Raw genomic sequence first — 14,325 nt, forward strand, 5'->3', positions numbered from 1 at the left:
TTTTTTCCTCAACATTAAAGGCTATACCCGCCGCCTGTTCCCCATCTCGCAAGGTTGTATCGTTAATGTGAATAGCCACGTTGTTCATAGTAAATAGATAATTGATTGTTTAACTCTAAATAGTTTGCGACAACTTCACCAATGTCGCTGATGTCATAGCCGCCTAGAACTTCTAATTGTGATTGCACCAGGCGATGTCCCAAGATACTCAAAAATTGTTGTACTGGTGATTCTTCCAAGTATTCCTTGAGAATCACTAAGTCATACCGCGCTTGATGCAAGGGGATAAATCCCAAACCAAAAGCCGCCGCCACGGAAGCCGTACTCACCCCAGCATCAGCGATACCTGCGGCGATAGATAAAGCTACGTCTTGATGGCTATGGACAATATGCTCATATCCTTTGATCGCGTTTGCTGATACTTTTTCCTCTTTCAGTTTGCGTTCTAATAGCATCCGACTACCAGAACCAGGTTCACGGTTAATGATTTTGGCTTCTAGTTCCACCAAGTCAGATAAGGATTTGATTTCCATTGGATTCCCCGGCGCAACTACTAGTCCCTCTTCCCAAATACCTAGAGTGATTAAAACTGCACTTCTACCATCCAAAGCTTCTCGCGCAAAAGGAATGTTATGTTCTCCGGTTTGCGGATCGTACAAGTGCATCCCTGCAATGTGGACTTCACCCCGATTTAAACTACGCAAGGCAGCCATACTATTAGCAAAATGATAATGAACACGTAGCTGGGGATGCCAGCGTTCAGTCGCTCTGGCTAAGAAGGAAATCACCGGTGTACAACCAGCAATGACGACTGTATTTTGTAATTTGTCCAAATCATCAAGCAGCCGCACCTGGACTTTATTCGTATGTGTCTGACTCTCTGCTTTACCATCAGCCGGAATCATTTCCATGCGAAAAGCTTCCTTGCCCACAAGAGGATAAGCTATCCATTGACCGCCAACCTTTGCTAGACTCACTCTCAGTTGTTGTCCAGTGGGGACTGGTTTAGCCAGAACTGCTTCAATTTCAGGTAAATCATCTTCTAACCAGAATAAGTTTTCGACTTGACAACCAAGTGCTTTAGCTAAACGTAGAGTAATGGCGACAGAAGGCGCATATTGTCCAGATTCTACACCACTAATCGTCTGACGGGTTACGCCAGCTATATTAGCCAAATCTTGCTGGCTCATGCCTAAACGGGTTCTGATAGACTTGATGTTGTTGCAGATATTGATATCTAGCTTCATGAGACTTTATCTACTCCGCGACAAGAAGCTACCACGAGCAAATTAAATCTGCTGAGGTAATAGCACAGCCTTCTACTATATATTTGAGAAGACTGGTGATTGAGTTTGGATGACTGCATATATATTGCATTACTTGCTGGATTGATATGTTCACAGCAAATAATTTGTCAGTTGAATTGGTTGCGAGTTGATTTACAGGTTTTGTCCCCCCTTGACGCAAGTTTAACATACATTTCGCCAAAATAATTGCTAAAGAAAAAACTTTTTATACTGGTATTTTCTGTCAGTAATGTATATGCAGTTACAGAAATTTGTGACTTTTATAGTTTGAAGAAAAGGGGTGTAGGGGTATAAGGGTGTAAGGGTGTAGGGGAGAAAAACTCATCTATAACTTCTACTGTTCTAAATGCTGTGATACCAACAATTGCAGTTCTAACCATAATACGGGGTCTTTTTGTTTTAATGTAGAACAGCGATCGCGGATAATGCGTGTAGCGTTCATACAAATCGCATTGGCTATTCCCATATCCTCAGCGACACCTCTAAAAGTTTCTTTGTAAGCACTTACTGAAGCAAACAGTTGATGAGGAGCGTAAATTACAAAATACTGTAGAAGTTTTTCGGGTTTACCCCAGTAGGAGTTGACAAGCTCGACATGACAGTATTTAAGTAAAGTATTCAGTTCAGGACAGCGATCGTTAACAACAGTAGTAAATTTCTGCACTAAAGCTTCTTCAGTCAACATGATGAAATACTCCTGAAATATTTTGAGGGTATAGGGGTGTAGGGAAGAAAAACTAATGACTCACAACTCAAAACTTAGCACCTGCTAAACGCCGCGCTACTGCTAACACAACTCAGCACTCAAAACTCAAAACTCCCCACTTCATCCATAATGTTTCAAGCTGCTGATTAGACAAAGGTTTGGGAACGACAAAATTAGTATTCTGGTCAATTGCTTTGGCTAGGTGACGATAATGTTGTGCTTGTTCACAATTAGGAGCATAAGCAATCACTGTTTGATTGTGAAATTCTGCTTGCTGCACTATATTATCTCTGGGTATGGAATAGATAATTTGAGTCCCCAATTGTTCTGCAAAAGCCTGAACTAAATCATCTTCTTGATCAAAATTGGGAGAGTTATAGATTAACCCTCCCAAACGCACACCACCTAGAAACGCATATTTTTGGATTCCTCGGCAGATATTATTGATGGTATACAAAGACAAACTGTCCCCAGACGTGACAATGTAAACTTCTTGAGCTTTCTTCTCACGCATAGGCATGACAAACCCACTGCACACCACACTACTTAAACCATCATAAAAAGCATAATCAAGCTGTAGTTTTGCATCGTAAGCACCTAGTTGTTCCAGTAAGCCTATTGATGTAATGACACTGCGTCCAGTACATCCCACCCCAGGTTCAGGCCCTCCTGATTCCACACAAAAAGTCTTTCCCCATCCTTCTTTGCGAAAGTCTTCTAGGTGCAAATCTTCTGATTCTTCGCGTAGTGTGTTGAGTAGAATTTTCGGGTGCAATCTTCCTAAAAGCAGTCTGGTAGAATCTGCTTTGGAGTCGCATCCTACCAGCATCACTTTACGACCCATTTCAGCTAGTGCCGCTACAGTGTTTTGAGTAATGCTAGACTTACCGATACACCCTTTACCGTAGATAGCAATCTTCCGCATAGACATTCACCGATAGAAAATAGGAATTTATCTCACGCAAAGGCGCAAAGGCGCAAAGGTTAAGAGAACTTTGCGTACCTCTGCGCTTACCTCTGCGTTTCTACTCCCCATAATGAGGGCTAACAACCTTACCTTTAAATACTCGGTAAAGATAGATGTTGTAGAACAGTAAAATCGGGACAAAAAAGCCGATAAAAGCAATCATGAAGGCTTGGGAACTCAAAGAGGAAGAAGCCTGATAGATGGTGATTTGGAAAGGGATGATGTAAGGAAATACGACGAAAGCCAACGCCAAAATAGTGATCAAGAAAAGTACAATTGTCCAGATGAAAGGCATGATTTCTTGACGGCGGTTGATACTATTCATCAGTAGTCCGGCTGCACCAGTCGCTAAGACAGGAATAGCAGCAAATATCACTACTTCTGGTTGATGGAATAGCCTTTCTTTGACTTGTTCGTAGAACATCGGTGTGGCAATTGTCAGGACTAACGCACCCAAATATGTGGTGATGGCACTAAATTTGGCGGTAATGTAGTGATATCGTTTGAGTTCGCCTTCTGTTTTGGTAATCAAATAAGTTGAACCAATCAATACATAGCCTTGAACAACTGTGATCGCTATTAATATTGATGGTAAATTTAACCAATCCCAAGTCCCACCAATAAAGTTTCCGGCTGCATCAACTTTAATCCCCGCAATTACGCCACCTAATACTAATCCTTGGGCGAAAGCCACTAACAAACTACCGCCACCAAAACCGATATTCCAAAAGGTTTTGTCTAGGGAATGTTCCCGAAATTCAAAGGCGACGGCGCGGAAGATAAACCCAATCACCATCAAAGTAATTGGAATGTAGAGGGCATTAACGATAGTAGCGTAAGCCAGGGGGAAAGCTCCATACAACAAACCCCCTGTACATACTAACCAAGTTTCATTGGCATCCCAAACGGTGCTGAGGGTATTGATAATGATCCCCCGTCGTGCTTCGTTAGCAGCAGTTAGCGTTAAAATTCCTACGCCTAAATCAAAGCCATCGGTAATTAAGTACAAGGTGAGGAACAGGGCAACAAGTCCAAACCAGAGCAATGGTAGAGTGGTGCTTACGGATTCCATGAGAGTTGTGATAATTGGGTATTAGTTGTGTACGCTTTCTGTGATTTGTCCTATGTCGCTGTGCTGTGCATCTTGATTGGGTAAGGGTAGTCCTAAATTCGGCCCTTGGAGAACTATCCGACGACCAAAGTATAAGGCGCAGGCGAACAACAACAGATAAATACTGGTGTAACCCAGGAGTGAAATTAAGACGTTGCTGGCTGGGACATTAGAAACCGCCTCGGCTGTCCGAATTTGTCCGTACACAATCCAAGGTTGTCTACCAACTTCTCGTACCATCCAACCAGATTCGACGGCGACATAACCCAAGGGTGCAGCTAATATCCACGCCCGCATTAACCAAGTTTGGGTGGTAATATTTTCCACAGTCAGCTTACCGCGTAACCATTGGACGACACTGACACCCATCAAACCCAGGAAAAAGAAGGCGATACCTACCATGATACGGAAGGTATAAAATATCAAAGAAACTGCATGGGGTCTGTCTTCTGGTTTCCACTCATTTAAACCCAGTACAGGTTCAGAAAGTTTGGGCTTCATTTCCAACACCATACCTAAACCATTAGGAACACTGAGTGACCAATTATTTTTATTTTCCTGGTCATTGGGTGCAACTAAAACATTCCAAGGTGCTGATTCACCTGCGGGTACAGTGTCCCATAAAGCTTCGATCGCAGCTAATTTACTGGGTTGATTGTGGTATACTTCCTCACCACTGAAGTGACCAACTAGAATTTGTAGGGGTGTGACAAGAATAGCAAGTGCGATCGCAATCTTGAAAGACTTGCTAAAAAACTCCTCATAACGCTTGTGGAGGATATACCAAGCACTAATCCCACCAATCACAAACAAAGCAGTTTCTAGAATCGCCAAGATCATGTGAAACCAGCTATTCAAAGCTGCGGGGTTAAAAATGGCTTCTAGATAACTGTGAACCAGAAATTTACCATTCACCATTTCCCCACCGGCTGGTGTTTGCATCCAGGAGTTAGCAACAATAATCCAGAAAGATGAGAGACTCGCACCAACCGCTACACATAAGGTTGCAAAAAGGTGCATCAATGGTGGAATTCTATTCCAGCCATAAATCATAATCCCTAAAAAAGCAGCTTCTAGCATAAAGGCCATCGTACCTTCAAAACCTAAAATACTGCCTAAAAAATCACCCACAGCTAGAGAAAATGGGGCCCAGTTTGCACCAAATTCAAATTCAATCGCCACACCAGAAGCCACACCAAGACCAAAATTGAGAATGTAGAGTTTTGACCAAAAACGTGCATGGTGATAAAAAGTAGGATTTTTAGTTTTTAGCCATAAAATCTCGACAACAAATAAATACCAAGACATCCCAATTGTGAGGATAGGCCAAAACATATGAAAGATGCTGGTGACTGCAAATTGAATACGCGACAGCATCACTGTATCTGAAAGAAAATTCATTGTGTGTTCTCCAATATTCTCTCCATGAGTCGGTTTTGAAAAGCTAAATCTTGAATCCGTCAAACACCACGAGATTTACGCACATTATTTGAGATGAATGGATGATGATTCACGAGTAACATTCAAAATTAATCAGGTGTTTCGCAGGAAAAATTATCTCCTGACCTTGAAATTAAACTCTCTCAATTTGAACGTGAATATTAATCTTACACTAGATAAATTTTGTTGTATTTTCTGTATTTAGTGCCACCAAATAATGCTAAATATCATAATTTTTCAGTGAATAAATCCCTAATAAATTCCTCTATAACCCTGCTCCATTATTCAGCAACACGCCCTTCCTCTATGTTTGATAAACTTCGACAATTCGTCTTATTAAATCATCAACATTTCTCCTAAAAAAGTACCTTTTAAAGACGATGCTTCGACAACTTGTCTTTTGACAATAGCACTCTCATCTAGTATTTAATATATTAGTTATATTGTTTATTCTCTGTGCCTCCCTTCGGGTTCGCAGTTCCTTCAAGTCGGCAAAGCCGCCCAACGGACTGCTCACTGCGCCTCTGCGTGAGCATTTTAAACCCTATATTCAAAGACAAAAATTGTAGGTTGGTTTGACATGAGGAAACCCAACACCAACATCTATGTTGATTTTCCGAAATTTATGTTGGGTTGCACTGCGTTTAACTCAACCTACATCTTTCGGTGCGTTACGGCTTGCGCCTAACACACCCTACATATAAGACAATTGAATATTGACTGAAAATCCCTAATTAACCTTCATCACCATCAACAATTTCTTGCTTAATGAAGCGGATTTTCGTAGCTAATTCCTTGCGTGTAGAAGCTTTGAGTAAATAGCGCAAGAAAAACCATGTCACCGAAACCATGCCAATGAACTCAAAACTTAAATTGACCACAGGAATATCATTGACAGTGTATAGTAAAACCATGAGTAATTTTACCGCAAATAGCATTACCAAAATTAAGCCAATGCCAATAATGATGCGCTTATATTCCACAGAGAAATTACCGAGATATTGAGAGGATTTAGCTAATAACCCCCAAATCTTTTTCCCAATTTCTAGCCATTGAGTACCCTGCTCATTATCCGGTAATACCTGAGCTTCAACTTTAGCAATTTCCGGTTCTAATATCACTTCATCAGAAGTTAGAGCAACTGATTTTAATTGTTCTATTCTGCTTTCCATAATGTTCCTATTATTGGTAGTGACAACGTTGTTAATTTCTAAATCCAAGTATGGTGTCTCTGATGTAGAAATATATGACATATCAGTGAACAAAGCTTTGGCATCTACACAATTACTGTGATTACTAGATATTTCCAAAACAGCCTGTTCATCAATTAAGATTTCGCTTTCCTTTCTACTACCATTGCTGTTTTCTTCCTGATGGTATTTAGAAGGAGATGGTAATTCTTTGTTGTTTACATTTGCCGCAAAATCATCACGAACATCAAAAGCAGCAAGCTGCATCAGAGGAGAATAAATGGCATTGTACAAATCTCTTGCCATATTCACAGCACCTTCAAAGCCCATGTATGGCCCATTGTGATAACCATGACCATTGATATAAGGCAAGTGCAGTTTCTTCACTAACGCACCTACCCTTGGCCCAGTCAACACCACATCAGGACGAATCATTTCCAGGACTTCAAAGAACTCTAATTCATTACCATCATCAATATAGATTGTGCCTTCTTGACCTCTGGCAATGACTTTCTCAAAGTCTTCTTGGTGTCCGAACTTGGAAGACATGGATACTACTTGCATCCCCAAGTCATCTTCTAGAGCCTTTGTCCAGTGCCATAGTCTGGGGCCACCTGTCCAAATACAGACTTTTTTGCCTTTAAGTCGTTCTTTGTACCAATTCATTTTGTCTTGGTATTTAGCGACTTCTTCGGCAATGACGGCTTCGGCTCTGTCTTCAATGCCAAAGAATGCGCCGATTTTGCGTAGTGCTTCTTGGCAATAGTCAAAACCCCAAGTGTCTACGTCTAGACAGGGAATACCATATCTCTTTTTGAGTTCGTTGGCGATATATCCTGCTGAACGCGCACAGTTAGTAACGTTGAGTTGCGCTCTGTGCATTCCCCGTAAGGAATCATAGGTACCATTTCCGGTGAAGTGGGCGATGATTTGTACGCCCATTTTTTCCATGTACTTCTCTAGAACGAAGGTATCGCCTTGGATGTTGTAGTCACCAATGACGTTGATGGTGTAGGGTGAGGTGATTTCTGGCTCTAATGTGCCGACTTTTTCGTTAATCCAGGCGATGTTTAATACGTGGTGTCCTTTGGATTGGCTCACACCTGCAAATCCTGGACATTCTACACAGAAGATGTATAGCTGCTTTTCTTTTTCTGGGATTGATTCGTCACACTTTAATAGTTTCAGTGGCATTTCTCTATTCTCCTTGGCTAGTTTTTAATTTAAAAAATAGGTAAGGATAATTAAACGCAGATAAGTTTGTCCGTTAGTAGAGTAAAAAAGGCTATAAAGGACTAAAGTCCTTACTACGAAATTGAATTAGCAATGTTGTAAATATAGATAAAAACAAAGTTGAAAAAGGTTGGGTTGCGCGCGCGTTCAACCCAACTTAACTTTTCAGTTTCACTGAAAGGTGTTGAAATTCATCTCACTGTCTCAACTATTTAAATAGTAATATTTCCTTTGGTTGGTGATAGTAACTAGAACGACAATTCTAAAAATAAATATCTAGAAAATTCCAATATTATTTTCTCTATTTTTGCATGAAAAAATTTCTGTCTACTGATGTTTTTTGTAGAATGGGCGTAGACAGAATATGTAAATCTGAGTGTTTTTATATTCTCTATATATTGTTGATTTTGCTATTGCCTCTACTTACTACTTGCTGTTGTCTTGTTATGTTGATAAGCATTTCATGGTTTTGTGTTGTATCCTGATGAGATAGTTCTCTCAGTTCTATCTCTTCCTGCGAAGCTTGAAATGTAATCCAGCCTTGTTCTTTTCTTGGCATATATGCTTGTTGATTTTGGGATGTCAGACAAATCTGAAAATATCAATGATAGGCAGACTAATTTTTCCGTAAATATTTTTCTATGGGCTTTTCCCCTTCACCCTCCGTCCCCTATCCTTTGTCCTTTTCGTTGACTTTTCTTTCTGTACTCCCTCTGCTCCTGGTTTTAAATAGTAGTTTGCAGACGAGTGTTAATCTGTGGCGACTCATGTTGGTTGGTTAATCTCGTCTCAGGAGCTAGAGCATCATCATAATTTATTGCATAGCAATTATGGTTTACGCAATTATTTTAGCACAATGTTATTTAAACTTGCATACTTTCTGATATTCATCTGGTATTAATAAGTATTTTTGCCAAATATATAGTTTTTTTGCGACAAAATTAAAAAATAGCAAGTAAGATGGCAAAATGTATGCTATACTTGCACTAGAAAAGATAAAAATAGCGAAGGCATAACAGGTCTTCCTACAAAATGGGGATACGTAAGAAGATTTGGCTGTTTCTATCCGATTCATTAATTAGGTATTTTATCTGGCATTAAAAGGTCTTGTTTAGCCACGTCTAATCATGAGCCTGATAGAATTTCCAAACACAATAAAAGCTTGCTGGTTAGGGTGCATTTATCTTGGGGAAAGGGCAATTCTCCTTTCCCACTTTCTCTAATTTCTATAATTTTAGAGAAATTAATTTAGGGAATACCAAAAAATAAAGTATCCGCAATTGACAGTTTTTTAGGGTTCGTTATTGCGAGAAAACTTAACTACACCCAAAATTATTTATACTGACGCACCCTGAATTTTTAACAGGAAGTTGCTCAAAAAGTATAGGTCGTCTTTTGATGGTGTCTTTATTGGATTATTTATCTTAACTAACATGAGCAAAGATATGAGAAATACACAAGAAGAAATCAACAAATTACTTGATGAAATAGCCTGCGAATACAACCTAAAAAAATTGCAGAGCAAGCAGAATAAAACGACTTGTAAAAAACCACCAAAACCAGGTGCAGCACAGGGAAATTGTCCTTTTGAGGGGGCAATGGTGGCTCTTGGCCCAATTACGGATGCAGTTCATTTAGTACATGGCCCCGTTGGTTGCACTCGCAATCCTTGGGGTAGTCGCGGTAGTCTTTCTTCTGGCTCAGAACTATACCAAATGGGTTTTTCTACTGATTTGAGTGAAAGTGAAATCATTTTTGGTGGTGAAAAAAAGCTAGAAAAATCTATTATACACATTGCTCAACGTTATCATCCGGCTGCTATTTTTGTCTATTCTACTTGTGTCACGGCTTTGATTGGTGACGATGTCGAAAGTGTTTGTAAAAAAGCTACAAATCAATTTGGAATTCCGGTTGTTTATATCAACGCGCCTGGATTTCTTGGGAGTAAAAATTTAGGCAACCGGATTGCTGGGGAAGCCTTATTAGATTATGTGGTGGGAACGGCTGAACCAGAATTTACTACGCCATTTGATATCAATATTATTGGTGATTACAATGTTGCTGGGGAAATCTGGAATGTTTTACCATTGTTTCAGAAATTGGGGATTCGGGTTCTGTCCAAAATTACTGGTGATGCGCGTTATCAAGAAATTTGCTATGCTCACCGCGCGAAATTGAATGTGGTAATTTGCTCGAATGTGTCTCTAAAAATGGCACAAACAATGCAGGAACGTTATGACATTTCTTATATTGAAGAATCTTTCTTTGGGATAGAAAATATGAATCGTTGTTTGCGAAATATTGCAGCAGCATTCGGTGATCAATATTTACAAGAAAGGACGGAATGGTTAATTGCAGAAGAAACCGCAGCTTTAGATATCGCCCTTGCTCCTTATCGTTCTCAGTTACAAGGAAAGCGGATTGTTCTTTATAGTGGGGGTGTCAAAAGTTGGTCAGTGATTTTAGCAGCAAAAGATTTGGGTATGAAGGTTGTTGCTACTAGTGATAGGAAGAATACTCAAGATGAAAAGGCTAAAATCAAGGAATTACTGGGTCAAGATGGCATGGTTTTAGCTAAGGGTGGCCCCAAGGCTTTACTAAAAGTAATAGAAGATACTAATGCAGATATTTTAGTGGCTGGTGCTAGTAATCAATACACAGCGATTAAAGCACGCATTCCTTTTTTAGATATTAATCATGAGCGTCATCATGCTTATGCTGGTTATGCGGGAATGGTGGAAATGGCGCGGGAATTTTATGAAGCCTTGTATAGTCCTGTGTGGGAACAAGTTAGGCAGCCTGCTCCTTGGGAGTAGGAAGGATTAAGGGTGTAGGGGAGCCAGTTGCGTGGGCGGGTCTCCCGACTTGAGCAAACTGGCGTGTGTAGGGGAATGGGATGAAAAACAATCACTTTTTTTTATGGAGTAAATCAATGAAAGTAGCTTTTACGACTAGCGACGGAACTCATGTTGATACTCATTTTGGTTGGGCTAAGGAAATTGATGTGTATGAAGTCAATAAGGATGGATTTAATTTTGTGGAGACTTTAACCTTTGAGGGTGAATTAGAAGAAGCTACCCACGAAGATAAGATTGCACCAAAAATGGCAGCAGTTAGTGACTGTACAATTCTCTATGTGAAGGCGATTGGTAAACCTGCTGGCAATAAGTTAATTAAGCAGGGTATGACTATCGTTAGAGCGCAAGAATATGATACAGTTCCTGATATTTTACATATGTTGGTGAATAGTCTCAATGGTGATGCACCACCACTTTTACGTAAGGCTTTGCTACAGGAAAATCGGGAATTAGCGTATGCTCATGATGAAGATTAATTCAAGTTTTTGTTAGTGGTTGGGTGATACTAAATTTTTCCTCAGTTGTCATAACTCCAACTTTTTCAAAAAGTTGGGGTTATAAATTATATCTACTGCAAATTGCTTTGCAAGTAATTGAAGGTAAACCGCTTCATTTCTGCTATCAGCCGTTGTCGAAAATGTGGTTCTTGGCTGAGGGAAAGCCACATTAAATTACCGATCGCTTTTACCAAGACAAAGGCGATCGCTTCATAATCAGTCTGATCTAAACCTGCTTCCCGTTGGGCGAGTAAACTAGCCAAATCTCCCATGAGTTTCGCATCAGCTGCATCTTCAATGGCTTGTACTTCTGGGATTACACCTTGAACTTCCATGAAAATCTCATAGTAGCCAGGATTCTCCCAGAAAAATTTTTCACTGATATCAATCAAATGGTCAACCAGGGTAGATAAGGGTAGTTTCGCAAACTCAGGATGATGGAGTATTGCCAAGCGTTGATGTAAAAGTTCGCAATAACGCAGGGCTAAAGCTTGCACAATGGCGGTCTTATCGGGGAAAAACTGATAGAGTGACCCGATGGGTATTTGAGCGTGAGAAGCGATCGCATTGGTAGTAGTCGCATCATATCCCTGGGTAATAAACAGTTTTTCTGCCACATCTATAATCCGGTTGACTCGCTCCTGACTGCGGGCTTGTCGGGGTTGGCGGCGCATTCCCACTGGGTTTAAGGGACTTTGAGTCATACATGATCTCCAGAACAAAAATAAATATTTGAGGATTACTCACATTCTAGTTGACAAATATGAATGATGCTCATATTATCTAAATATGAGCTTCGCTCACATAAACCCGCAACTTAAATGGAGTCTCTGACAATGAGCAAGAATTTACAGACCCTACCCCATCCCAATCCTGTAACCGCTTTAGAAGAATACAGCCGCGATCATCTGGGATTTATGCAACGCTGCACCCAAGAATATGAAGGTATCGTTCCTCTGAAATTTGATGATCAATGGTTTTGTGTGTTGACCAATCCCGACTACATTACTGAAGTGTTAAAAGACAGACTCTTGTTTGTGAAAGCAAAAGATATGCAAGTAATAAGTGGTGTACTAGGTAATGGCTTGATCACCAGTGAAGGCGATTTTTGGTTACGACAACGACGACTAGCCCAGCCAGTCTTTCACCAACAGCAGATTAACAGCTATGGGGCGGTAATGGTGGATTATACCGAGCAAATGTTAAAAACTTGGCAAGGTGGTGAGGTGAAGGATATACAAGCAGCTATGATGCGCCTCAGCCTCAACATCGTCATGAAAACCCTGTTTGATCAGAATGTAGAGGATACAGCCGCAGTTAGTATTGATAATGCGCTAGTTGAAACCATGAACTGGTTTGAATATCAAGCAGCCAAAAATGTCATGTCTGCACTGTCGGAAATTGCGGAGTTAAAACAAAACACCCAAGAGATTAGTGAAGAAGATATGGAGAGACGTTATCAAAAAGCGATCGCTCTATTTGATGAAGCAGTATATGCCATTATTAAAGAGCGTCGCGCCAGTGGTAAAACAGGCAAAGATTTATTGGGAATGCTGATGCAAGTCGAAGATGCGGATGATGGTAGCCGCATGACTGATAAACAATTGCGAGACGAAGCTGTAACATTAATTTTGGCAGGACACGAAACCACCGCTAACACCCTTTCTTGGACATTCCTGCAATTGGCGCAAAATCCCGATGTCCGCGAAAAACTCAGTGCAGAACTCAAAACAGTGTTGAACGGACGCACACCCACCCTAGCTGATTTACCCCAGTTAACTTACACCAATTGGGTGATTAAAGAATCTATGCGCCTGTATCCCCCTGTTACCGAAATTTCACGAGAAGCAACTCAAGATTGTGAAATTGGTGGTTATTTCATTCCCAAAGGAACAAACATAATTGTTAGTCAATGGGCTATGCACCGTGATGGGCGTTATTTTTCCGAACCAGAATTGTTTCAGCCAGAACGCTGGGCTAATGACCTAGAAAAACAGCTACCTCGTGGTGTGTATTTCCCCTTCGGTGATGGGCCGCGTGTTTGTATTGGTAAGAGTTTTGCCCTGATGGAAGCGGTATTATTACTAGCAGCAATCGCCCAAAAATTCCAACTGGATCTCGTTAGCGATCAAAACATTGAACTTCAGATATCTATTACCCTCCGCGCCAGACATGGTATTCAATTTCTCTTGAAAGCAGCTGCATAGAATTTACTTCACATCATGAGAAGTTGGTTGCGGTCAGATATCCGACTTCTTCAATCAGTCGGGTATCTATTTTTCTCTCATATTGTACAGGTGATGAAATTATGAAGGGATTAATAGAGCAGAATCAGATTATTCAAAGCAATCAAAATAGTTCCGAAAGTATTGTATCTTTAGCACGTTTGAGTGATTCTATTTTTGCTTTTGCAATGGCTTTAATGGTAATTGCCTTTGACTTACCAGAAGATGCTAAAGCCATGACTAATAGTGATATCAATGGGTTTTTGTTGAGTCAGTTAAAACCGTTGGGAACATACACTATCACCTTTGTTTTAGTCGCAACTTATTGGATTTCTAATTCCCGCCAATTCAAATATCTGCGGAGAACCGATGAAAACCATTTGTGGATTTCTGTAGGGTATTTAATGGTCTTGTTTTTAGTGCCTTTATCTAATGATTTAGTCATCACATTTCCAGATAATTTTCTGGTCAAAGTTTGGTTTAGTTTAAATATCGCTGTAATTGGGTTTGTTTCTTGGCTAAGTTGGTCTTATGCAACAAGTGATCGCAAATTAGTAGATAGCGATTTAGATGATGTGACAATTCGCTCCATCAAAATCAAAGCTTTAATTGAACCGATATGTGCATTGATTTCCATTGGGGTGGCATATCTTAACCAAGAGTTATGGGACTATTTTTGGGTGGTGCTGTTTTTTATCTATTCTCCTTTGGAAAAATATTTGAACAAGTCGGGTGAATTGTTACGTTAATTCTGTCAATTTTAGCAAATCATTTGTGGTAATAGTTTCAGA

11 protein-coding genes are annotated in these 14,325 nt (G+C 40.2%); 4 read left to right on the top strand and 7 right to left on the bottom strand.

What is annotated here, in order from left to right; all coding sequences use genetic code 11:
* Positions 1-62: 62 nt before the first annotated feature.
* From CV014_RS07380 to CV014_RS07405, 6 genes are all read right to left on the bottom strand, one after another.
* Positions 63-1,247, bottom strand: coding sequence for a substrate-binding domain-containing protein (locus tag CV014_RS07380; protein WP_236141441.1), 1,185 nt, complete (start codon positions 1,245-1,247; stop codon positions 63-65).
* 394 nt (positions 1,248-1,641) lie between these two features.
* Complete coding sequence (locus CV014_RS07385) at positions 1,642-1,992, bottom strand: hypothetical protein (RefSeq protein WP_236141442.1); 351 nt, start codon at positions 1,990-1,992, stop codon at positions 1,642-1,644.
* Positions 1,993-2,104: 112 nt separating this feature from the next.
* Positions 2,105-2,938: a nucleotide-binding protein gene (locus tag CV014_RS07390; protein ID WP_442946892.1), complete on the bottom strand. Its 834-nt coding sequence runs from the start codon at positions 2,936-2,938 to the stop codon at positions 2,105-2,107.
* A gap of 100 nt (positions 2,939-3,038) precedes the next feature.
* Entirely contained in the window at positions 3,039-4,052 is a 1,014-nt protein-coding gene (cydB, locus tag CV014_RS07395) for a cytochrome d ubiquinol oxidase subunit II (protein WP_236141444.1), read from the bottom strand.
* Positions 4,053-4,073: 21 nt separating this feature from the next.
* On the bottom strand, positions 4,074-5,492 hold the full coding sequence (locus tag CV014_RS07400; RefSeq protein ID WP_236141445.1) for a cytochrome ubiquinol oxidase subunit I: 1,419 nt from the start codon (positions 5,490-5,492) through the stop codon (positions 4,074-4,076).
* Between the two features lie 773 nt (positions 5,493-6,265).
* Positions 6,266-7,915, bottom strand: coding sequence for a nitrogenase subunit alpha (locus tag CV014_RS07405; RefSeq protein ID WP_236141446.1), 1,650 nt, complete (start codon positions 7,913-7,915; stop codon positions 6,266-6,268).
* 1,484 nt (positions 7,916-9,399) lie between these two features.
* Here CV014_RS07405 and nifE point away from each other — a divergent pair.
* Together nifE and nifX are read left to right on the top strand one after the other, a co-directional pair.
* On the top strand, positions 9,400-10,770 hold the full coding sequence (nifE, locus tag CV014_RS07410) for a nitrogenase iron-molybdenum cofactor biosynthesis protein NifE (protein WP_236141447.1): 1,371 nt from the start codon (positions 9,400-9,402) through the stop codon (positions 10,768-10,770).
* Between the two features lie 116 nt (positions 10,771-10,886).
* On the top strand, positions 10,887-11,288 hold the full coding sequence (nifX, locus tag CV014_RS07415) for a nitrogen fixation protein NifX (RefSeq protein ID WP_236141448.1): 402 nt from the start codon (positions 10,887-10,889) through the stop codon (positions 11,286-11,288).
* A gap of 92 nt (positions 11,289-11,380) precedes the next feature.
* On the opposite strand, the gene CV014_RS07420 is transcribed toward nifX, so the two are convergent.
* On the bottom strand, positions 11,381-12,013 hold the full coding sequence (locus CV014_RS07420) for a TetR/AcrR family transcriptional regulator (protein ID WP_236141449.1): 633 nt from the start codon (positions 12,011-12,013) through the stop codon (positions 11,381-11,383).
* 132 nt (positions 12,014-12,145) lie between these two features.
* On the opposite strand from CV014_RS07420, the gene CV014_RS07425 reads away from it, so the two are divergent.
* A complete protein-coding gene (locus tag CV014_RS07425) occupies positions 12,146-13,516 on the top strand; it encodes a cytochrome P450 (RefSeq protein ID WP_236141450.1) in 1,371 nt (456 codons plus the stop codon).
* A 101-nt stretch (positions 13,517-13,617) separates the two neighbouring features.
* Positions 13,618-14,283 (top strand): TMEM175 family protein, encoded by a 666-nt coding sequence (locus tag CV014_RS07430; protein ID WP_236141451.1) that lies wholly within the window; start codon positions 13,618-13,620, stop codon positions 14,281-14,283.
* Positions 14,284-14,325: the final 42 nt, after the last annotated feature.

The organism is Nostoc sp. CMAA1605, from assembly GCF_021596505.1.
Taxonomy (GTDB): Bacteria; Cyanobacteriota; Cyanobacteriia; order Cyanobacteriales; family Nostocaceae; genus Trichormus.